19 protein-coding genes are annotated in these 22649 nt (G+C 42.7%); 9 read left to right on the top strand and 10 right to left on the bottom strand.

Annotated elements, in window-relative coordinates; all coding sequences use genetic code 11:
- The 7 genes from V7K27_RS20330 to V7K27_RS20360 form a co-directional block, all read left to right on the top strand.
- The coding region (locus tag V7K27_RS20330) for a hypothetical protein (protein WP_334949896.1) at positions 1-226 on the top strand (226 nt) is incomplete at its 5' end.
- Positions 227-1072: 846 nt separating this feature from the next.
- Positions 1073-1489, top strand: coding sequence for a beta/gamma crystallin-related protein (locus V7K27_RS20335; RefSeq protein ID WP_334949897.1), 417 nt, complete (start codon positions 1073-1075; stop codon positions 1487-1489).
- Between the two features lie 485 nt (positions 1490-1974).
- Positions 1975-4167 (top strand): peptidase domain-containing ABC transporter, encoded by a 2193-nt coding sequence (locus V7K27_RS20340; protein WP_334949898.1) that lies wholly within the window; start codon positions 1975-1977, stop codon positions 4165-4167.
- Positions 4168-4170: 3 nt separating this feature from the next.
- A complete protein-coding gene (locus V7K27_RS20345; protein ID WP_334949899.1) occupies positions 4171-4398 on the top strand; it encodes a hypothetical protein in 228 nt (75 codons plus the stop codon).
- A gap of 120 nt (positions 4399-4518) precedes the next feature.
- On the top strand, positions 4519-6021 hold the full coding sequence (locus tag V7K27_RS20350) for an HlyD family efflux transporter periplasmic adaptor subunit (RefSeq protein WP_334949900.1): 1503 nt from the start codon (positions 4519-4521) through the stop codon (positions 6019-6021).
- 629 nt (positions 6022-6650) lie between these two features.
- Positions 6651-8438 (top strand): aspartate--tRNA ligase, encoded by a 1788-nt coding sequence (aspS, locus tag V7K27_RS20355; protein WP_334949901.1) that lies wholly within the window; start codon positions 6651-6653, stop codon positions 8436-8438.
- An 80-nt stretch (positions 8439-8518) separates the two neighbouring features.
- Complete coding sequence (locus V7K27_RS20360; RefSeq protein ID WP_334949902.1) at positions 8519-9133, top strand: Uma2 family endonuclease; 615 nt, start codon at positions 8519-8521, stop codon at positions 9131-9133.
- An 18-nt stretch (positions 9134-9151) separates the two neighbouring features.
- Here the strand turns inward: V7K27_RS20360 and V7K27_RS20365 are convergent, their stop codons facing one another.
- The 3 genes from V7K27_RS20365 to V7K27_RS20375 all read right to left on the bottom strand — a co-directional run bounded on the left by V7K27_RS20365 (position 9152) and on the right by V7K27_RS20375 (position 13223).
- A complete protein-coding gene (locus tag V7K27_RS20365) occupies positions 9152-9361 on the bottom strand; it encodes a hypothetical protein (protein ID WP_334949903.1) in 210 nt (69 codons plus the stop codon).
- Complete coding sequence (gene iscB / locus V7K27_RS20370; RefSeq protein ID WP_334949904.1) at positions 9351-10634, bottom strand: RNA-guided endonuclease IscB; 1284 nt, start codon at positions 10632-10634, stop codon at positions 9351-9353. Before iscB ends, V7K27_RS20365 begins: the two co-directional genes overlap by 11 nt.
- Positions 10635-11111: 477 nt before the next feature.
- Positions 11112-13223: a M3 family metallopeptidase gene (locus V7K27_RS20375; protein WP_334949905.1), complete on the bottom strand. Its 2112-nt coding sequence runs from the start codon at positions 13221-13223 to the stop codon at positions 11112-11114.
- 590 nt (positions 13224-13813) lie between these two features.
- On the opposite strand from V7K27_RS20375, the gene V7K27_RS20380 reads away from it, so the two are divergent.
- Together V7K27_RS20380 and V7K27_RS20385 are read left to right on the top strand one after the other, a co-directional pair.
- Complete coding sequence (locus V7K27_RS20380; protein ID WP_334949906.1) at positions 13814-14488, top strand: Uma2 family endonuclease; 675 nt, start codon at positions 13814-13816, stop codon at positions 14486-14488.
- A 251-nt stretch (positions 14489-14739) separates the two neighbouring features.
- Complete coding sequence (locus tag V7K27_RS20385) at positions 14740-15696, top strand: hypothetical protein (protein WP_334949907.1); 957 nt, start codon at positions 14740-14742, stop codon at positions 15694-15696.
- 324 nt (positions 15697-16020) lie between these two features.
- Here the strand turns inward: V7K27_RS20385 and V7K27_RS20390 are convergent, their stop codons facing one another.
- The 7 genes from V7K27_RS20390 to rpsP all read right to left on the bottom strand — a co-directional run bounded on the left by V7K27_RS20390 (position 16021) and on the right by rpsP (position 22391).
- Positions 16021-16203 carry a hypothetical protein gene (locus V7K27_RS20390; protein WP_292796802.1) on the bottom strand — a complete coding sequence of 61 codons (183 nt, stop codon included), beginning with the start codon at positions 16201-16203 and terminating at the stop codon, positions 16021-16023.
- 368 nt (positions 16204-16571) lie between these two features.
- On the bottom strand, positions 16572-18392 hold the full coding sequence (locus V7K27_RS20395) for an ABC transporter ATP-binding protein (protein WP_334949908.1): 1821 nt from the start codon (positions 18390-18392) through the stop codon (positions 16572-16574).
- An 87-nt stretch (positions 18393-18479) separates the two neighbouring features.
- Positions 18480-19280, bottom strand: a complete 801-nt coding sequence (locus V7K27_RS20400) for a DUF6816 family protein (protein WP_334949909.1) — start codon at positions 19278-19280, stop codon at positions 18480-18482.
- 591 nt (positions 19281-19871) lie between these two features.
- Complete coding sequence (locus V7K27_RS20405) at positions 19872-20276, bottom strand: ChuX/HutX family heme-like substrate-binding protein (protein ID WP_334949910.1); 405 nt, start codon at positions 20274-20276, stop codon at positions 19872-19874.
- Between the two features lie 57 nt (positions 20277-20333).
- Positions 20334-21287: a PhoH family protein gene (locus V7K27_RS20410; protein WP_334949911.1), complete on the bottom strand. Its 954-nt coding sequence runs from the start codon at positions 21285-21287 to the stop codon at positions 20334-20336.
- Positions 21288-21733: 446 nt separating this feature from the next.
- A complete protein-coding gene (locus tag V7K27_RS20415) occupies positions 21734-22168 on the bottom strand; it encodes a KH domain-containing protein (protein ID WP_334949912.1) in 435 nt (144 codons plus the stop codon).
- On the bottom strand, positions 22131-22391 hold the full coding sequence (rpsP, locus tag V7K27_RS20420; RefSeq protein WP_012409382.1) for a 30S ribosomal protein S16: 261 nt from the start codon (positions 22389-22391) through the stop codon (positions 22131-22133). Before rpsP ends, V7K27_RS20415 begins: the two co-directional genes overlap by 38 nt.
- Between the last annotated feature and the right edge of the window lie 258 nt (positions 22392-22649).

Consider the following 22649-nt stretch of genomic DNA (forward strand, 5'->3'; position numbering starts at 1 on the left):
TGACGGGAGTGGTTCCCGAACTTATGGGAGCGGTCTACCTCGTGACGGGAGTGGTTCCCGAACTTATGGGAGCGGTCTACCTCGTGACGGGAGTGGTTCCCGAACTTATGGGAGCGGTCTACCTCGCTACGGGAGCGGTTCCCGAACTTATGGGAGCGGTCTACCTCGTGACGGGAGCGGTTCCCGAACTTATGGGAGCGGTCTACCTCGTAACATTACTCACTAAGACCCAATTTGCTAGTTAAGCTAAAACACATCTAATTTGCATATTGCAATTTTCTAAATATCTTGTGGGGTGGGCATCTTGCCCGCCCTAATTATGCAACTTCAATGCCGATTAGCTTAATACAACTTACGCATTGACAGAAAATACCAAATATATGTGATGGAAAAAACCGCATCTGTCGTAAGGGTAAAGCGCAGTGCTAAACCCCTACAGCGCGGATCTATTTACCATCAAAGTTGCAAAAAAATTGCTTTGTTGGGTGGAGGCAAAGCGTAACCCAACATCCTGATAATCAGTTGGGTTGCGCTCCGCTCCACCCAACCTACGTCTACTTGCAACATTACTCACTAAGACCCAATTTGCTAGTTAATACAACTTACGCATTAACAGAAAATACCAAATATATGTGATGGAAAAAACCGCATCTGTCGTAAGGGTAAAGCGCAGTGCTAAACCCCTACAGCGCGGATCTATTTACCATCAAAGTAATGCGTACTTTGCGGTTCGTCTAAGAAATATTAAGTGCATCGTCATGGAGAATTGGTTTTAACTAGGACTTACGCACTATACAAATAGACAGTAGTATGCGTGAGCGCTACTTGTAGGGTTAAGAAGTTTTCCTTCGCTCCTATTTCCAAAATTGGAAATGTAGTTTCCGCTCATGACGATGCTTTCTTAGCTGACTTGGATTTATTCTTGTAGTTGTGAGGCAAACAGGAAATATCGCAGTCACAGAAGCATGTAAGAAAGAAGGTTACACCTTATTTACATAATTGTCTTTCTGTCAATGCGTAAGTTCTATTAACCTTCAGTTCAAGCTCAAATTTGAAATTTCGGAGATCAACAATGTCTAAGATCAACAACAACGGAGTAGATATGAACAACAACACATTAGCCCAATTAAACTTGAGCGCAGTCAAGGAACTTAACGATGAGGTAGCTGCTAGCTGTAGTGGTGGTGAAGGATTTCTCAGCGGTCCTGGTAGTGATGCAGATGTAATTTTGTATAAAGATCCAGACGGCCAGGGACAGTCGCTAGGCGTGAATGCAGTAACTGGTGATGGTGTTTCCAACATCGGGCTTCTAGGCGGGCAGGATACCACGTTCAACGATCAAACCTCATCTATTAGGGTTGTACGAGGTACATGGAGTTTCTTTCAAGACCAAGGCTATGGTGGCGACAATACTGGTCTGCTGGCCCCAGGATTATACAATCTTGGGCATAACAACGACGCAATCACTTCCGCTTTCCGTAATGTGTAATTTTCAGGGATATTGCTAACGGTACTGAAACAGAGAAAAATCAGGATCGCAGAGTATACTCTAGTAGTCTGTCAAGCTTAAATTCATGGGTAGTGCGAGCATCTTGCTCGCGTCGTGAGCGAGACGCTCACACTACCAACCCGTCAAAATGAATTTGACAGAACTCTAGTCTCCCAGAGGGTATTGCAAACGACGATATAAGTTCCCTCTATCGTGCAGGATAGAGGGAACTATACTCTAGTCTCCCAGGGGACATTTCAAACGACAGTATAAGTTCACTCTATCGTGTAGGATAGATTCAACTATCCTACACGATAGATAAAGGAATTTTACGCAATGGTAAAGCTACCTTCGAGTATACATTTCTTAGATAGTATTAACAGTGTTTAGCTATCAGTTACTTTAAGAATATCAATAACTCAGTTAGTAGTTATTCACTTTTGACTGATAACTATTCACTGTTTACTTACTTTAATCATTGAACAATGAAATACCAAAGCGTACTGCAACACAGTGAGGAAGACTGTGGTGCTGCAAGCCTTGCCACTGTTTCCAAACACTACGGACGCACCTTTGCCATGAACCGCGTGCGAGAAGCAGTAGGCACTGGTTCGCGGGGAACCACACTACTAGGTTTGAGACGGGGAGCAGAAACACTGGGATTCCATGCTCGTCAAGTCCAAGCCACCGCAGAAGTACTTGAGAAATTAAATGAAGTTCCCTTGCCTGCGATCATTCACTGGAAAGGCTACCACTGGGTAGTATTTTACGGGCTAAAAGGGAAAAAATGTATTATCTCTGACCCCGCAGTTGGTATCCGTTATCTCAGCTTAAAAGAGTTAATGGCGGGTTGGAGTGATGGTGTGATGCTGCTGCTGATGCCAGATGACAGCCGCTTCTATGAGCAAGCAGAAGATAAAATTGGCGGTTTTGGGCGCTTTATTGCCCGAATATTACCCTATCGTAACCTGCTGATTCAGGCGATCGCCATCAACTTTGCGATCGGGCTGTTGTCCCTCGCCTCCCCTTTAATGATGCAACTTCTCACCGATGACGTGCTAGTGCGGGGAGATACCCAACTGCTAACAACGGTGGCAATTGGCGCCATTGTCATGAACCTAATTCAAAATGCCATTGGTTTGGTACAATCTCACCTGATTGGTCATTTTGGTCAACGGTTGCAATACGGGCTAATTCTAGAATACGGTCGAAAACTGTTGCGCTTACCCCTATCATATTTTGAAGCACGTCGCAGTGGAGAAGTCGTTAGCCGGATTGCAGATGTTCATACCATCAATAGTCTAGTTTCCCAAATTGTCCTTGGTTTACCCAGTCAATTTTTTGTGGCTCTGGTTTCCTTGGGTTTCATGCTTTTCTATAGTTGGGCACTTACTTTAGCTTCCCTCGCCGCCTTTGTCATCGTCACAGGAGTCAACCTGCTTTTTCTTCCCGCCTTGCGCCGGAAAACCCGCAGCCTGATCGTTAAAGGTACGGAAAATCAAGGCTTTTTAGTCGAAACCTTTCACGGTGTTCAAGTCCTCAAAACCACCCAAGCTACAGAACAAGCTTGGCAAGAGTATCAGACAAATTTTGGTCGGATTGCTAACTTAGGCTGGACTACGATGAAGTTGGGGCTTTACAGCAGCACAGTCACGAGTATTCTTTCCAAATTGACGAGTATTGGCATACTCTGGTTAGGTTCTAGCTTGGTGATTAATCAGACATTATCCATCGGTCAACTGCTGGCATACAGTGGGATGAGTGGCAGCTTTCTTGGGTTTTTATCGTCAGTAGTCGGGCTAATTGATCAATTTATCACTGCTCAAATTGTCGTTCAACGCTTGACAGAAGTGATAGATGCTACCCCAGAAGATGAAAATGACTTTAAAAAACCTTGGGCAGAAATTCCTGGGAATGCAGATATTACTTGTTCTCAAGTTAACTTTCACCATGCTGGTAGAACTGACCTGTTAGAAAATTTTTCTTTAACTATCCCTGGTGGTCAAGTAATAGCCTTAATCGGTCAATCTGGCTGTGGCAAAAGCTCCCTTGGCAAATTAATTACTGGTTTATATCAAGTCCAATCTGGTAATATCCGTTATGGCTTATACAACCAGCAAGACTTATCTTTAGAGTGTTTGCGACAGCAAGTCGTATTAGTTCCCCAAGAACCTCATTTTTGGAGCCGTTCGATTGTTGAAAATTTTCGCTTTAGTTATCCCCACATTAGTTTTGAAGAGATAGTCAAAGCTTGCCATATTGCTGGTGCAGATGAATTCATTAGTAAATTACCCGATAAATATCAAACTGTTTTAGGCGAATTTGGTGCAAATCTTTCTGGCGGACAAAGGCAGAGATTAGCGATCGCTAGAGCAATTGTTACTGACCCACCTATATTAATTTTAGATGAATCTACAGGCGCTCTTGACCCAATAAGCGAAACTCAAGTTTTGGATAGATTACTTGCTCACCGTCAAGGCAAAACCACAATTATGATTAGCCACCGTCCTCAAGTTATCAAACGGGCTGATTGGATTGTGTTGCTTGAAGATGGACGCTTAAAAATTCAAGGGACTCCAGAAGAATTACGTCATATTACTGGAGAGCATTTAAGCTTTATTGATGAGATTTCTCCTTCTAAGAATGGGTTTAAATCTTCTTTAGTTATTCGGAATTAGTTAATGGTTATCAAAACAGAATTCAGGAGTCAGGAGTCAGAATTCAGTTGGGTATTCTGTATGACTCGCTCTAAGCGAAGCTATGCAGTTGGCGAACGAGAGGCGTGTCGCAGACAAGCCTCTCGAACGCGAGTGCGTCTCCCCTTGGGAGAAGAAAAGGCTTTACGCTGCGCTATCAGTAGTGAGTCTGAATCCCCCACTGATGGCAGGGGAAACGCAAGCTCACTGTAACACTTGCCGAAGTCTTGATTCTGACCGGAGCTTGTCGTTTGTCTCCGGCTCCGCTCCTGAATTCTGACTCCTGAATTCTGAATTCTTCTTCAATGGTAATTTTACATCAACTCAGCATTTATGATTAGTAACTCTAAAACCAATTTTTTACCCCCACTTCAAGATAACGACTTTCTCCCACCAATTAGCCGTTGGACTACATTTGGCGGACTATTTATCGTGTTTGTGTTGTCGTTAGCTGTTCCTGTGGCTGCGGTTGTTAAATATAAAGTTACGGTCAAAGGGCAAGCTGTTGTCCGTCCTGCGGGTGAATTGCCAATTGTGCAGGCTGCGATCGAAGGACAGGTAATGCAGATTTACGTTAAAGAAAATCAAACGCTGCAAAAAGGAGATAGAATTGCCACTATTGATGACTCTCGACTGCAAACCAAAAAAAACGAGTTGCAAACCAATATTCAACAAGCTAGGTTACAACTAATTCAAACCGTTCCTCAAATGAATGCAATAGATAGTCAAATTCGTGCCCAAAGCGATCGCACTAATCGGACTATCGCCTCTGCGAAAGCGGAATTGAAGGGACGCGATCGCGATCATCAAGACAAAAATATTACCAGTATCACTGAACTCCAAGAAGCATCAGCCAACGTCAAAATGGCCCAAGAAGAATTATATGCAGGGCAAGCACAGTTACAATCAGCACTAGCTAACTTATACGCTACTGAGGCGGCTTTAGGAGCAGCGACATCAAAGCAGAATCGATATGACAGTGCTGCTAAACAAGGGGCATTATCCCGCGATCAACTTGAAGAGGTACAATTGGCTGTGAAACAGCAGGAACAAGCTGTACAGGCGCTAAAAGCAACTTATAAAGCCCAAGAAAAAACAAATGAACGGCTAAAACAAGCTGTTAATGGGGCTATTGCTAAACGATCTCGCGCTCAAGCAGCTCTCAATCCCAGCAATGCAGATGTAGCAATGGCAACTGAACGCATTGCTGAAGAAAAAGCCTCTGGGGAAGTGAATAAAGCAACCTTAGAAAGAGAACGTCAAACTCTTATAAAGGAGAAAATTGAAACTGAAAAACAATTAGAGCGCCAAGAGAACGAACTCAAGCAAGCTGAAATCGATCTGAAGCAAACTACTATTACCGCTACAGCAGACGGGATTATTTCCAAGCTAAATTTGAGAAACCCTGGTCAAACTCTCCGGGTAGGGGAGGAAGTTATCCAAATTGTTCCTAGTCATGCGCCTTTAGTTATCAAAGCAGCGATCGCATCTGAGGCTAAAAGTAAGGTAAAAATTGGTCAAAAAGTCCAAATGCGAGTCACAGCTTGTCCTTATCCCGATTATGGCACTCTCAAAGGCAAAGTGAAAGCGATCGCTCCAGATGCTGCTAGTCCGCAAAAAAACGATGCAAATGCTGATACAGATTCTACACCCAAAGCAACTGCTGTAGGTGCTTTTTACGAAGTCACAATTGAGCCAGAAAAACTTGCTTTAGGTCGCACTACAAAGAAATGTCAAATTCAATTGGGTATGGATGGCAGAGTTGATATTATTACCCGCGAAGAAACTGTACTGCAATTCTTGCTCCGCAAGGCAAGGTTAATGACGGATTTGTGAGATCGTCATCGCCCAAAACTTTTAAAGAAGATTGAGTAAGCTGTTGCGTATTTAATTTGTATATTGGACGCGCTCATGTTGCCCGCACTACAATATTTTTGGGTTTTCGTGTTATACAATTTAGCTGCACATCAACTTATCATGTGCATATCAAGCTTATTAAGATAAAAGTCTTGCCCTGCCTTGTTCCCAGGCTCTGCCTGGGAATGCGATCGCTCGGAGGGCTGCTGCCTCCCAGTTTGACAGGAGGCAGCAGCCCTCCCACAAGAGCATTACAAGGCTCTGCCTTGTAATGAGAGGTAATTCACATTTGGTTATGTTTGTCAATGCGTAAGTCCGACGTTTTTTGGATAATTTATTTCTTGGAAGTCCCTTACCATTAACGGCTGAATAAATTTCAGCCATCCGCTTATATCCCCCGCATAAATGGACGGGGGCTTTACGCATCACAATTCGTAAAAATAGGTAAAACTCACCCTTGCGGTATTATGGGTTATTTTATCTATATAATGTGAGATCATTTGATTTTTTATTGCACCAGAGCTACTACAATTACTATTGATGCTAGATAATGGGAAGGCTTTGACATTTTCTTGCCAATCTAGCCCAGACAAACAGAACTAACACTTATGCGAACTCACTATTGCGGCGAACTCCGAAAAGAACATATTGGAGAAACTGTTACCTTTTACGGATGGATAGACCGTCGCCGCGATCACGGTGGTGTGATATTTTTAGATTTACGCGATCGCTCTGGAATTGTCCAAATCGTCAGCGATCCGCTACGCACCCCAGATTCTTATGAGCAGGCGAACGCCCTGCGAAATGAATATGTTGTCGAAATTACTGGTAGAGTAACACAACGTCCCGAAGAATCGCTGAATACCCGCATTCCAACAGGCGAGGTGGAAATCTACGCCGATAAAATTCAACTACTCAATGCTGTTCGCAAACAGTTACCTTTCCAAGTTTCCGTCGCTGACACCGAGACAGTGCGGGAAGACTTGCGGCTAAAATATCGTTATTTGGATTTAAGACGCGATCGCATGGCGCAAAATTTGCAACTGCGTCATCAAATTGTCAAAGCCATGCGTCGTTATCTAGAAGATTTGGAAGGTTTTATCGAAGTCGAAACCCCAATACTTACCCGTTCTACCCCAGAAGGGGCGCGGGATTATGTTCTACCCAGTCGCGTCAATCCTGGTGAGTGGTATGCTTTGCCGCAATCACCCCAGCTATTTAAACAATTGCTGATGGTATCCGGCTTAGACAGATATTATCAGATTGCCCGTTGCTTTCGTGATGAAGATTTACGCGCCGACAGACAACCAGAATTCACCCAGTTGGACATGGAAATGAGCTTCATGTCCCAAGAAGAAATTATCGAACTAAACGAGAAGTTAGTTTGGCATATCTTCAAAACAGTTAAAGGAATTGAGTTACAGCGCCCTTTCCCCCGTCTCACTTACGCTGAGGGGATGGAACGCTACGGTAGTGATAAACCAGATACCCGCTATGGTTTGGAATTAGTTGATGTCTCAGATATTGTCAAAGACTCTGGTTTCAAAGTCTTTCGGGACACTGTTATTAATGGTGGTATTGTCAAAATCTTGCCCATTCCTAACGGTAACGATGTAATTTCTAATGTCCGCATTAAACCAGGCGGCGACTTATTTAAAGAAGCCAGCGAAGCCGGTGCTAGAGGTTTAGCTTATATCCGAGTTAGGGATGATGGCGAAATTGACACCATTGGCGCGATTAAAGACAACCTAAGCGTTGCACAAAAACAAGAAATTTTACACCGCACAGGTGCAAAAGCTGGACATTTGCTGTTGTTTGGGGCTGGTGATGCTGCTACAGTTAATAAAACATTAGATAGATTACGCCAAGCGATCGCTAAAGAATTTGGCTTAATTGATCCAGAAAAAATCAACTTACTCTGGATTACAGATTTCCCGATGTTCGAGTGGAATGCTGACGAAAAGCGTCTAGAAGCACTACACCACCCATTTACAGCACCGCATCCTGATGATTTGAGCGACTTAAAGACTGCACGCGCCCAAGCTTACGACTTAGTACTTAATGGCGTGGAAGTTGGCGGCGGAAGTCTGCGAATTTATCAGCGAGAAATTCAACAGCAAGTATTTGAAGCCATCGGTTTATCTCCTGAAGAAGCACAAAGTAAATTTGGTTTTCTCTTAGAAGCATTTGAATATGGTACACCGCCGCATGGTGGCATTGCCTACGGTTTAGATCGTTTGGTGATGTTGCTAGCAGGAGAAGAATCCATTCGAGATGTCATAGCTTTTCCGAAGACACAACAAGCGCGTTGTTTGTTAACAGATGCGCCGTCGAGTGTAGATGCTAAACAATTGAAAGAATTGCACGTTGCTTCCACATATAAACCAAAGTCTTAGTAAACTAAATAATTGTCTAAGTAGGGTGGGCAATGCCCACCTTACTTGACTTGAGAAAGCACAGATGTGGAGGTAAGATTATGACCCAAGCCTTGCCTAAATTACTCACCTTCGATGAGTTTAGCGAATGGTATCCCAACGATGGTAAACGCTATGAATTGCACAAAGGAGTAATTGTTGAAATGCCATCCCCAACCGGAGCGCATGAAAAAGTTGTAGGATTTATAGCCCGTAAGCTAACTGTCGAGTTCGATCGCCTGAACCTTCCCTACACTATACCCAAAACCGCATTAGTCAAAACTCCTTCTGCCGAATCCGCTTATTCGCCTGATGTGTTGCTGCTAAATCTTGATAATCTCGATAATGAACCGCTTTTTCAAAAACAGTCAACAGTAAGCCAAGCCGCATCGGTTCCAATAGTTATTGAAGTTGTTTCAACTAACTGGCGAGATGATTACTATAATAAATTTAGGGATTATGAAGAAATGGGCATTCCTGAATATTGGATTGCTGATTATGCTGCGTTGGGTGCAAGAAAATTCATCGGCAATCCCAAACAATCCACTATTTTTGTATGCGAATTAGTTGATGGTGAATATCAAATGACACCGTTTCAAGGTAATACCGCGATTTTATCACCTACCTTTCCCCAATTAAATTTAACTGCACAACAGATTTTTGATGCGGCTAACTAAACCACATCCTGCCATAATTCATCTAAAACCTCCAGGAGACTCCCACTGCATTCGGTACTCCGAATCAGTGGCGGGACGCCAGTCGCTACAAGTCGGCAGAGCCGCCCAACGCGCTGGCTCAGGAATGGAGGGGGAATTACGAAACATCTTGTGATTGATTTTGTGGGTTAGCACAAAAAAATCAGGAGATAGTTGAGTAATTCCCAATTTAAGAAGCTTAAATTGCATACGAGTAACCATCTTTTGCATGAATAGGGTTACAAAATTTGTGCGATATTCCTTGAACTAATCCATTTTTAGTAGAAACATTGAAACTCCCTGATGAACGAATAGCCACTTTTCCAACATAATTACCAATCTTTTTACCAGTAGTAACAATTGCTTTAACAATGTCACCAGTTTGAAAGCCAAAATGTATTTTTTCTCTAGGTATGTGCCGACTTGGGAAACCGAACTTATCGGTTCTACAAGACTGCCTAGAACCATGTCCATTAGCTGCAACTAACAATGGTTTAACGCCTTTAATTATCAATTTAGGAGTTGATTTACCAACACAACAAGCATCTAGCCAATGAGTCTTTTCTAATTTTTGCTGACTACGATTAAACTTTGTTAGACCTCCTGAACCCGTTTCTACTGGTAGTCCAGTTGCTTCTAAAACTCTAAACAATGCCCAACGAGTAGAATTAACTGCGGCTGCATCAGCTAAAGGACGTTTAGCTTGCGTCAGAATTTTTGATAATAATCCTGGGTCTTTTTTCAAAAAATCTTTAATATCTTTAACTCCTTTTTTGATATTGCATTTTTCACAACTTAAAGTAAGATTTGTGATTGAGTTAGAGCCTCCTTTGGCTCTTGGATGAATGTGTTCAATCTGAAGTGGAACATCTTTTACGCTACAGTAAGCGCATTGTCTATTCCACTTTTCAAGCAAGTACTCACGAGTCTCAAAACCCTGAAGTGTCCCCTGTTGATACTCCTTACCCTGAATATTCGGATCGCGTATCAGTTGCATATCAAAGCGAACTAGTTCTTGACTAATAGCTACAATCGGTGCAAATCGGCATAACTTATCAACGAGCGTTTTGATATTGTCAACACGACTTTGCAAGCTTGGTGTCAACCATCCTGGTGGACGGGTTCTATTCAGAAATCTCGGTTGCCTGTAACGAGTTTTCCTTGCTCGTCTACTACGTCTTAATTGTCGTCTAGATGTTAAAGCATCTCGAATTGCGAAACCTCTGTGTTTTAATTCTGCTGCAAATATAACCTCTCCACTTGCGTCGTTGACTAATGCAATTCCAGTTACTTTCGCACCAGGATCAACTTTTAATCTTAGTGGTGATACAGGAGTTTCTGAGAGCGATTCAGCAAGAATCAAAGTGAATGGGAATTGTCTATAAATTGCCGCTTTTTTGTTTCTTAGTAATTGCCTCGCTTGGGCTGGATGAATTGGATTTAATGGTCGTTTCTCGGAATCAATTACAAATACTTTGGACATTTCTGCCCCTCCTTGCGGGTAAAGTTAGCCTGGACAATGATTTAAAGGCTTTTTACGCTAACAGCACTGACTCAAACCCAATGATTCTGTTTAACTGTTAACCTTAGAGAGCAGCGCCTTGCGGGGGTGGAGGAGTTTGTGGCGACTGCGGTGCTACAACAGCAGCTTCGTATTTGTAGGTAAGATGACCCAAAAATCGTAGTACTCAAAGTACTTAATCGGGTAAACTCTGGGCGATAACAACGCCCCCACCATATTGCTCTTAGCAATTGGTGGTGGGTAGTTTACTATTAATCTGCACTAAAATCTCTTCTAACCGCCCATTAAAAGCTTTATTTAAAGGGAAGGGGAGAAAATCAAAGCCTCTCTCCTACGAGGAGAGAGGAATGGAAGTGAGGTCTATTTGTGGTTTATTTACCTGAAAATCGCTGTAAGTTGACACGTATGTGCATTGCAACCTCCCTACAGAGGTGTTGTTTAGTTTACAGCAGCACTAACTAAACCATTGTGCCTGAGTAAAGCGATCGTACTTGGTTCACGACCCCGGAAAGTTTTAAACACCTCCATTGGATGCTGACCGCCACCAAGAGCCAGCACTGTATCCCGATAACGCCGACCTGTAGCTTTTATCGCTTCTTCATCTTCTAGCCCAGCTTCTTCAAAAGCGGCAAAAGCATCAGCACTCAGTACCTCAGCCCACTTGTAACTGTAATAGCCTGCGGCATAACCACCCTCAAAAATATGTCCAAAAGCACACAAAATAGAATCTTCTGGAAGTGGTGGTAAAACGGTAGTAGTCTTAGCGATGCGATGACGCACATCTGAGGGAGTTTCATTACTACCAGGGCGATAGCGGTAGTGTAGTTCTAAATCAAGACTGCTCATGTGAATCTGCCGCAACGTAGCAGTACCACTCATATAATTACGTGCCGCTAGTAGCTTTTGATAATAATGCTCCGGTAGGGCTTCACCAGTTTCGTAATGTTTCGCCATTCCAAACAAAGTGGGTCGCTCATAGCACCAGTTTTCCATAAACTGACTAGGTAGTTCCACTGCATCCCACTCGACATTATTGATGCCTGCGGCTCCCGAATAGTCAACCTTGGTGAGCATGTGGTGCAATCCATGACCAAACTCGTGGAACAAAGTCTCTACTTCGGTGAAAGTCATCAAACTAGGTTTACCATCTACGGGAGGACTTTGATTACACACCAAATAAGCTACAGGTAAGCGGATGGCAGTGACACCATTTTCAGTGATTTTGCCCCGATTGATGCACACATCCATCCAAGCACCACCGCGTTTCTCGGCTGGACGGCTGTAGGGGTCTAAGTAGAAGTAGGCTATAGGAGAACCAGTTTCGTCAGCAATTTGGAAATAACGGACATCCTCATGCCATACTGGTGCTTGACCATCGGCAGAGGTGACAGTAACACTAAACAGCCGCTTTACTAGTCCAAATAAGCCGTCTAAGACTTGAGGAAGGGAGAAGTAGGGACGCAATTGTTCAGAGGTAAAGGCAAATTTTGCTTCTCGTTGGCGTTCCGCCCAAAAGCTGATATCCCAGTGTTTTAAATCCGTAGCTTCTGCTGCTCCCTGTGCTGCTGCAAAAGCTTTGAGTTCTGCCAAGTCTTTAACAGCAGCATCATAACTAGCGCGGCGTAGTTCTTCTAACAGGGCGTTGACTGCCTCAACGTTAGGAGCCATTTTACTAGCTAGGCTCAATTGGGCAAAACTTTTAAAGCCGAGTATATCTGCGAGTTCTTGGCGCAACTTCAAAATGCGCTCAATTAAGGGGTTGTTATCCAAATCGCCATCAGAAGCGCGGGTGATATGAGCTTTGTAGAGCTTTTCGCGCAAATCTCGACGGGTGCTGTGCTGCATGAAAGGGCCATAGCTGGGGAAGTCCAGAGTAATCCGCCAGGGGCCATTTTCTGGTGTGGCGTTGCTTTCGCCAGCAGCACGAGCTACTTGGGCTGCTAAACTCACTAAGCTTGGTGGTAAACCGTCAATTTCCGCTTGTCTTGTCAGGGTTAAGCTGAAGGCTTTAGTGGCATCAAGTACATGGTTAGAGAATTTGGTAGAAAGTTCTGCTAACTCCATTTGTATGGCGTTGAAACGCTCTCTTGCTTCTCCTTCTAAGCCAACACCCGAAAGTTGTGCATCCCGAATGGCGGCTTCGACAATGCGCTGTTGGGCTAATTCTAAAGTTGCCCAACTATCACTGGCACGGAGTGCTTTAAAAGCATTGTAGATGGGTTGACTTTGACCGAGCTTGTTGATAAATTGTACAACTAGTGGCTGTACGATTTCATGAGCTTCGCGCAGTTCTGGGCTATTTTTAACACCCATTAAATGATTCACCACCCCCCAACTCCAAGTCAGCCGTTCTGTCAGCTTTTCTAAGGGTTCTACTAAACCACTCCAAGTAGGCTCTACACTAGCCTCTAAGATGGCAAGCTGCTGGTCGAGTTCTGCCAGCAACTGATTGAAGGCTGGTACTACTCGTTCTGGTTTAATCTCTGCAAAGGGAGGTAAACCAATGCCTTGAAGTAGGGGATTGTCGGAAATAATGGTACTTGCACTCATGTTTTTGTGTGAACTGCGGATGAATAAAAACCAACAATGATTTTTGTTTATATATCTTCTAATGTAGCGATCGCAGTGCTAAATATTCTTGCCATTGTAGAAAAAAGGCAAAAAAAACGAGAATTCCTCACAAAAGTATCCTGATACAGGTATTTTGTTTGGTTTGTGAACGATAGACTTATAAAAAGATTGGGGCATTGGGCATGGGGCATTGGGCATTGGGCATTGGCATTAGTTATCAAAAAATTGGGTTTAAAACCCCGTGCTTCGAATCCCTTTTTAAGTTTTGTGGCAATGAGTCTTTATCCCCGTTACAAAACTGTACTTCCGACTTCCGACTTCCGACTTCCGACTTCATTAATCTTCCTCCTGCTACCCTGCCTCCTTCGTTGACTCAGCAGTTCCAGAAATATCAGCGAAAGTCTCTGAGATAATATAATCATGCACCCATCCTTTCAACTAGGTGGCTAATTATCACCGAAACAGACTCATGATACAGAGCAACTAAATTTATTTATGGTTACTGAGCTTGTCGAAGTATGGGGATTGTTAATTTTGAATTTTGAATTTTGAATTCGGAGCAAAGCGACGTGACTAGCCTCTTACCCAGTTCTCAATCAACAGAAGTTTTTTACCCAAGCTCGGATGGTGAACCATTGGCAGAAAGTTATGTTCATTTATGTGCTTTACTGGCAACTTTAGAAGTATTGAGGCAATATTTGCTGGATCGGCAAGCAACGGTTTTGAGTAACCAGTTTCTCTATTATGCTCAGGGTTTTCCGAGGTTACGGGTAGCCCCAGATGTAATGGTAATTTTTAATGTCGCTCCTGGAGGTCGGGATAATTACAAGATTTGGGAAGAGGGACAAGTGCCTGTAGTAATCTTTGAAATGACCTCGGAGGGTACTAGAAACCAGGACACGGGCTTCAAGAAGACGCTGTATGAGCAGTTAGGGGTACTGGAATACTGGTTATTTGACCCCAAGGGAGAGTGGATTAAAGAGCAATTGCAAGGCTATCGGCTGCGAGGTGAGGTGTATGAGCCAATTAGAGATAGCCGATGTGAACCTTTGCAGCTACGCTTGCAAATAGAGGAGCAACTGATTGGTTTTTATCGAGAAGACACTGCGGAAAAGTTACTGATTCCAGAGGAGTTGGCAGAGGCGCTGAAACAGGAAAGATTGGCGAGGGAAGAAGCACAGTCGCAAGTGGAAAGGTTGAAGGAACATTTACGATCGCTTGGCGTTGACCCTGATACTATCTAGCTATAGAGAATGCGATCGCAAGAAGGCGGGTGCTTCACACCATCAGAGAATCCATTGCCGAACTTAACCTGACAAAAGGCGATCGCTAAAAGACATCATAATGTATTATATCAAATTAACTGAGCGCAATCGAGCCTCCTTGCCGAACCGAGAAGCAAGGCTCTATATTTATGATTTTATTTGGCAACTCATCTTTTTACTCGTAAAATCGAAGACAAGATCAAGGTAAGTAGAAAAGAGTCCCTAAATTAATGAATACGTTAATCAGTCAGGGTGGAAGAGCTATCACTAAATTTCAGATGGTAGACCGAATAAACGATATCGCTTGGCAAGCTCAACAAGGTAGCGTTGCTGCGATTATTCAGCTATTGAATGAAAAGCTAGCCAAGTCTGGTGTCAGAACTAGAGCCATTTTTTCTAATGGTGTCTTACAACTTCTGTGCGAAGCGGCTAGGGTAGAGCAACTTGAGCAATCTCCCGTCGTAGAACAAATCCAGCAAATTCTTGAATCCATCACCCCGCGTCACATTCGCAAAGTCAATATCAACAGTCGAATTGTTCGGGAACAACAATTACTTTGGTTAAAAGAAATAGATAGCGATCGCGAAAACCAATTGCTTTGGTCACACGAAATTACATTAATTCAGCCTAATATTCTAAAGCAACTAATTAAAGATTTCACAGAAGCTCAAGCTGAATTAGGAAAACCAAGTTTTCCTAAAACTCCAGTCTCTCGTCCTTTAGTACTGATTAACAAAGAAAAACACAAAAATAAATCTCAAACAACGATATTAGCAGCAGCTGGTTTATGCTCACTGTTGTTGCTTGCTTGGGTTGTTTATGCCCAGTTAGGCAATAAACTAAAAAACCTAATGCAACTAGAAACTTCCAAATCTCTAACTACAGAAAATACTAGCAATAAGAAAGCCGAAACACCATCCCGTGCTCCTAACAATAGCCTTTCTGAGCCATCTGATGACCCATTTGCCATATCTGTGCGACTTGCCAACCAAGCTTCTGTATCTGGCAAAACAGCCACAACCTCAACTCAGTGGTTAGAGATTGCTGCTAAGTGGCAACGGGCTTCAGATTTAATGGGCACGGTGCCACAAAACTACAGCCGTTATCAAGAAGCTAAGATTCGTACTCAACTATATAAGAAATACAGTGAGGCGGCGCAGAAAGAAGCTGATAAGAGTAAATCTTAGTTTTTTCTTATTGGAAGACTTCGATTACTGATTAGTATTCTAGTAGTGGAAAATGGATTATTTACGGCTCTACCGCTCCCTTTATGGAGTCTAAATAATAAATAAAACGGTGTTAACGTTTAAAGGTTAAGGATTGTGACTTGTCACAGTAACTTTGCCTAGTACGTAGTAAGCATTTCAGTGCTTAAGATAAAGAGTAAAGTCCTTATTACTAACTTATTTATCCAGCAAAGTTACCTTGATTTAAACTATGCTAATTCACTACCTCTATCTAATAAAAAAATTATTGGATAGAGGTGGTTGTGAATTTAGCTAAATTTATTACTAACGTTCATAGTGACCGCGAATCCATACCTTATGGTGATGTATTCTGTCCCAATGCCCAGGAATCCACCTTTGATGATGATGATGCCCACCAAGATCGATTACTAATGCTGATGCCTGTTTTGGCATGGCAGCAATGAACAGTGGTAAAGCAACTAATACACCTGCAAGCATCCGTTTCATAACTAATTTTCCTTTGTTCAACTATCTGGGATTAAGTCAGTTAAATTTTTTGGGAGTCGATTCTCAGCAATTTAACTGGACTGATTTATAAATTTAGACTGCTGCTTTTTTCAAAAGGTTTAATTTAGTTTATGTCAATTTTGTGTTATTAATATGTCAAATTTTTTTATTGATTAAAATAAGTATTATTTTAAACCAGATTGTACGGAGAGTATAATTGGCGTAGGCGTAGCCCCCCGTACCCCCTACTGTTGGGGACAATTGGAAAAAAATCGACCTTATTGAAAATAAGGTCGATTTAATCAAGCGGATTCATTCGTGGGGTCAATCTAAAATCCAAAATCCAAAATCTAAAATGTTTATGTCGCCTAACTCAAAAGTTCTCCTGTTTCTTGCAGGGAGTGCAAGCGGCGGTAAATACCCTCGTGACGCAAGAGTTCATTGTGGCTACCCACTTCTACAATCTTTCCTTGCTCCAGAACCACAATTTTATCGGCTTCTCGCACTGTACTTAGACGGTGGGCAATAACGATGGTGGTGCAAGTTCCCTGAATCGATCGCATCGCTAGCTGAATTGAACGCTCAGACTCATAATCTAAACTAGAGGTGGCTTCGTCAAAAATCAGCACGTCTGGTTCCACTAGCAATGCCCTAGCAATTCCCAAGCGTTGTCTTTGTCCTCCAGATAACCTGACACCTCGTTCCCCCACAACGGTGTAATAACCTTGGGGTAACTGCTGCACTACTTCATCGACTCTGGCAATTTTACAAGCTTGGTGAACCTGCTCCAAAGTAGCATTCGTTCTACCGTAGGTGAGGTTATCCAAGATAGTACCGTTGAAAACGTCTACTTCTTGATGAACGATCGCTAGCCTTCGTCTATACTTACCCACATCCAAAGTGCGAATATCTTGACCATCAATCAGAATTTGACCTTCTTGAGGTTCAAAATATCGCAACAGCAATTTCACTAAAGTAGACTTACCAGAACCGGAACGCCCCACTAATGCCACTGTTTGGTATGGCTCAATCAACAAGTTAATATCTTGCAAAACTTGACGGTTGGCATCATATCCAAAACTGAGGTGCGACAACTCAACTTTTCCAGTAAATTTATAAGGTGATTCTGTCTGGTTGCTCTCTTCTAAAAGACTAGCTGAATCAGATGCAGTTGGCTCTTGGAGAAATTCGTGAAACCGCAGCATGGAAGAATAACGACGGGCAAAAACTTCTGCCAAAGTGCTAATAGGTTCTAATTCGGCATAAGCCATGCTAGAAAGAGTTAAGGTCATGATAAAGTGACCAAGAGAAATTTTCCCATGTACTGTTGCTGCTAGAGTCAAACCCAGGATACTAAACACGCAAAACTGAATTACAGTCCTTTGCCAAGTAGCCAGTTTCACATAACTTTTGTGGATACGATACTCAACCAGCGTTAGTTCACGATCCAAACGTAGCTTTTGCCGTTTCAGTTCGTTAGCTTCTGTAGCAAATGCTTTCACCGTTTTGATGTTGGTGATCAGTTCCGAATTGCGGCTTTCCGTATCTTCTGAATATTTATCCAGAAGACTTTCGTGCCAAATTATCTGCTGTAAATTCCTCAAGCTCAAGCTAAGAATAACTACAAAGGAAATCAGATATAAAATCGCAATTCGCCACTCAATCAGCAAGATAAACACGAAAATTCCCAGTACACGAGCTAATCTAGGAATCAACTGTCCGGCAACTTCGGGATATGTATAGGTGTGGTTAGTTAGACCTCTAGCTATTCTTCCAGCAATGCGTCCGGGGTTATTTTGATCATAAAATTCCAGTGGGAGAGTGAGAATTTTTTCTATGGCTGTTTGGGCTTTCTGGCGACGCAACCTTAAGGATATATCCCAATGAAACCAATGGGTTAACCAAGGTTGTGTTGGCGCTCTCGCTACAGTGACAACGAAAATTAAACCCAGTAATACACCCAAAGATAAAGTTTTATTAACTGGGTAATTGGTGATGTCGGAAACAGTTGCGATCGCACTTTGAAGTGGTTTATCCAACGGTTGACCAGACAAAACGTTTAAAATCTGCCCGATCGCATAAGGGACAACCAAATCAATAATCTCGTAAATGCTGGATGTTGTAATACTGAAAACACTCAGTTTCCAATCAGAGCGAAAGTAATTGACAATATCTTGAAATTTGGCCATGATGCACACCGTCCAAGAGCGCGATCGTAAACTTGGAATTTATATACTACAAACGTATTACAATCTAGTCAATAGCTAGATGACAAATCACTCTTTGGGAGTAGTTGGTAGTTCTTGAGGGACAAATTCTAGGCGATAGCGATAGAGGGCAACTGGTCGAGAGCCAGCTTTAAAGTAATCTGGATCTTGGGGTGAAAGATAGACAGCAGTAATTTGATCTGCCTCAATCGCCGGATTAGCTGTTGGAAGTTTATGATAAGCGGTGGTAGATTCTACAGAGTTTAAATAGGGGCGTGAACTGCCTTTGAATAGTTGTTGAAACACTTCTGTAGTCATGAACTTGTCATCAGGCGTAGTTTCGATCGCCCGTGCAGTCACAATGGAAACTAGTTGGCAACTGCTACGCAAGAACGTAATCTGACGATTAGGTGAATCTGGATCTACTTTCACTAATAACACTGCTTCATCCCCTAAATAAGCCCTTGCCAAATTCAAGCTATTAAACGCTCTATCTGCTACTAGAATGGGGGATTTGTAATCTATCTGAGGAAATATTTTGAACCCAGTAGTATGTGGTTGCTGTTTCACAAATCTTACTACAAAACTCACAGGCTGATTTAATTGTCGGCGATTACCTTCAAACCCTGGCGTTACGATCTCTGGTGCTAAAGGTGCAGCTAAATCTACCAAAGTACTTGTAACTTGCCAATAACCAGCCATCCATTCAGGGTAAACCAAATCACCCGAAGCCGGTTGTGCTGAAGTTAATTTTTCCCATTGGGGAAAATTTGCTAACCGTTCAGATAACTCTCCTGCAAGAGCTTCGCCAGTCCACAGCAGAAACGAAATAACCAACCAAAAAATCAAAATTTTTCTCATTGCAAGCATTACTAATTTTGTGCTTAATTTTTATTAATTATTAACTAAAAAATTATCTATAGGAATCATAGTTGATTTCTGAAAAAACCTCGGTAGTCTTGTAGTGGACTGTCTACGGCTAAAATGTTGCAAAAAAAATTGTAGGTTGGGTGGAGGCTTTGCGTAACCCAACATCCTGATAATCAGTTGGGTTGCGCTCCGCTCCACCCAACCTACGTCTAATGCTTAAACTATTGTTTATTAGCTCATTATTCTACTAGGCAATGAAACATTGACATCTAATGTTTTAACTAACCGCAGAGGCGCAGAGAGCGCAGAGAGAGGAATCAACAGAAATTTTCACAAATGATTTAGGACTGCTATATATTTTAACTATGGCAATCATTCTTGTTGCCTTTCACTCATTTATGTATGAGTATTTTTTTCTATTTTATTTGATTATATTTTTTTAGTTTGTAAATCAATGCAGCCTGAGATTGCTAACATAATTAAAACTTTGATATAACAAAACCTATATTTTTTAGTTTAATGACCTTGCCTTAGCTAAATGAAATAACTGGTAATTGAAGATTACGTCTTCCCAATTACCAATTATCAATATTAAATCTCTGCTGGTAAAGGTTGCCAAATTTCTCCATACTGCTCCCGTAAACCTTGCCAAGCTTCCACCTGTCCTGGTTCATATTCTCCCGGTTTACCCCATTGCAAAAATAGGCTTAAAGCAGACTCTTGTTTATCATCTAAAAACCGAATAGCATAGGTTGTAAAATTACCTCTCTTCGCTTCACCAGTTTCAAATTTTACCTGAATAATTTTGTCCATATTCAAGTGAAACTCAAAGCCTTCGGTGTGCATATTCGCGTACTTCCCTTTAGGCAATTCTGCATAAAATAACTTTTCTACTTTACCTCGTGCTTCTAATACAGCAGCGCTGCTAGTGACAATTAAACGCAAAGTTCCCAAAGTCTCGCAAGCTGCTAAAAATTCTTTCAAAGTAGTACTCATAAATTATTATCCTCTGTTAGTTTTTTTGACTAATGACTAATGACTAATGACTAATGACTATTTTTCGTATTGTTCATAAGCAGCGACAATGCGCTGAACTAGAGGATGGCGCACGACATCTTTTTGGGAAAATTCGCAAAAGGCAATGCCTTCAACGTGTTTGAGAATTTGTAAAGCCACTCCTAAACCCGATTGTTGGTGAAGTGGTAAATCAGTTTGTGTCATGTCGCCTGTAATCACCATCCGCGAACGGAAACCCAAACGAGTTAAAACCATTTTCATCTGAGCGGGTGTAGTATTTTGAGCTTCATCCACAATTACAAAGGCGTTATTGAGGGTACGTCCCCGCATATAGGCGAGTGGTGCGACTTCAATCACACCGCGTTCCATCAAACTGGGTACTTTTTCTGGGTCGATGAATTCATAAATAGCATCATAAAGTGGGCGAAGATAGGGATTAACTTTCTGCTGCAAGTCTCCAGGCAAAAAACCGAGTTTTTCACCAGCTTCCACGGCAGGGCGAGTTAAAATTAGCTTTTCAAACTGGTTCGCAAGGAGTGCTTGCACGGCGACAACCACAGCGAGATAAGTCTTACCGGTACCAGCAGGCCCAACACCAAAGGTAAGATCACGTTTACGGAGTGCGTCGATATATTGACGCTGGCGGAAGGTTTTGGCGCGGACTTCTTCACCCCGGCGACTTTTGGCGAGGACATCTCGCTGTAAATCTTGCAATTCCCCTTGCCGATCGCTATCTATGGCTTGGCGGGCTGTTAAAATATCGGCACTGGAAATAGTATTGCCTTTAATCCAGAGGTTTTCAAGCGATCGCACTAATCGAGAAGCCAGATCAATTTGCCCAACGGTACCAGAAATCAGTAATTCCTGTCCGCGTAGCACTAAAATAGCTCCTGTTTGCCGAGATAGGATTTTGAGATTTTCTTCTCCATCTCCGGCCAGAGCGATCGCGCTGGTAATATTCGGCAGCTGAATTGTTAAAGCACCTGCCATAGTATTTCTTAATTCGTGAGGATCTGTATTTGACAAAGGTTGATATTTTCTCGCTAACGGCGAAATTAAGCTTTTTTACTTACATTTTGGAAAAATCTTTGCAACAAATAAATCGGCTGTAGTTAAAAGGGCGGTTAGAAACCGCGTCTACACGAGGCTTTACCCACCTTTCCTTGCGGAACGCTACGCGAACGTGGGTTAAGAGAATCCTTGATTTTGTATTAGTCCACGGAGGTGGACTTCGTTTGTGTAGCCGCGTTCGCGTCAGCGTGCCGGAGGCTCTATTCCATTCGCCAAGGCTTAAGTTGACACCGATGTACAGGTGTACGCCCCTACTGGTGAAGAGTCCAAAAAAAGATCCAAAAATCTTTTTGCTACTTTCCATCCTGACAAAAATTCTGAGCGGAGGTAACGACAACCGCTCAGATTTGCGCTCTAGTTTTAACCTAGCGGAGGCGGGGTTTAACAATGGGTTTAGGCCCATCATTTCCACGAGGTTCTCTCCTAGTCGGCGGTGGCGATCGCTCTTCTGTGTCTTCATCAAAAGACATGCCCTCGCGGCCTGGCGTGGTGCTGCCGTAGATATCCAGGTATACTGATTGCCCAGCAGTAGCAGCTGCTGCGGCAATTACTGTACGAATCGCCTGAATATTGCGTCCTCCTCGACCAAACACTTTTCCTTTATCTGTGCTTTCAAAGGCGATGCGAATCCAAACCCGATTGAGGGCTTGAGAAATTTCACAATCGACGCTTAAAGTCTCTGGAGATTCCAAAAACGGCTGCACTAAAAACCTAACCAGCCCAACATAATTGGGACTAGCTGTTGGGAGTTTTGTTCCAAAATTATGATGCGGCTGTTGCACTGACCTGTTCAAAAACATTAGCTTTTACTAGAATGCGACGAACGGTGTCAGTGGGTTGAGCGCCTTGTTGTAGTCGCTTGACGATACCAGGAACGTCCAGTCGCACTTCATCAGTTCTGGGGTTATAAAATCCTAACTCTTCTAGGGGACGGCCATCGCGGCGAGCGAGGTTGTTAATGGCGACAATGCGGTAACTTGCTTCCCGTTTTTTACCGAATCGCTTCAAGCGCAGTTTGATCATGGTTGAAGAATCATTCTCCTGTTGTTAGATATTAAGCAACTAGTTGGCGAGGAAGTAACCGAAATCTGGCTGTTGCCGAGAAATTGCGGGTTCAGTTTCCTCTGCTGATAAATTCTGAGGTCGAAATGCTAATTTTAGCACTGCCTAGCATTTGCTGCTATTAGTCATTGGTCATTGGTCATTGGTCATTGGTCATTGGTCATTGGTCATTGGTCATTGGTCATTGGTCATTGGTCATTGGTCATTGGTCATTGGTCA

This window comes from Nostoc sp., assembly GCF_036919575.1.
Taxonomy (GTDB): Bacteria; Cyanobacteriota; Cyanobacteriia; order Cyanobacteriales; family Nostocaceae; genus Nostoc.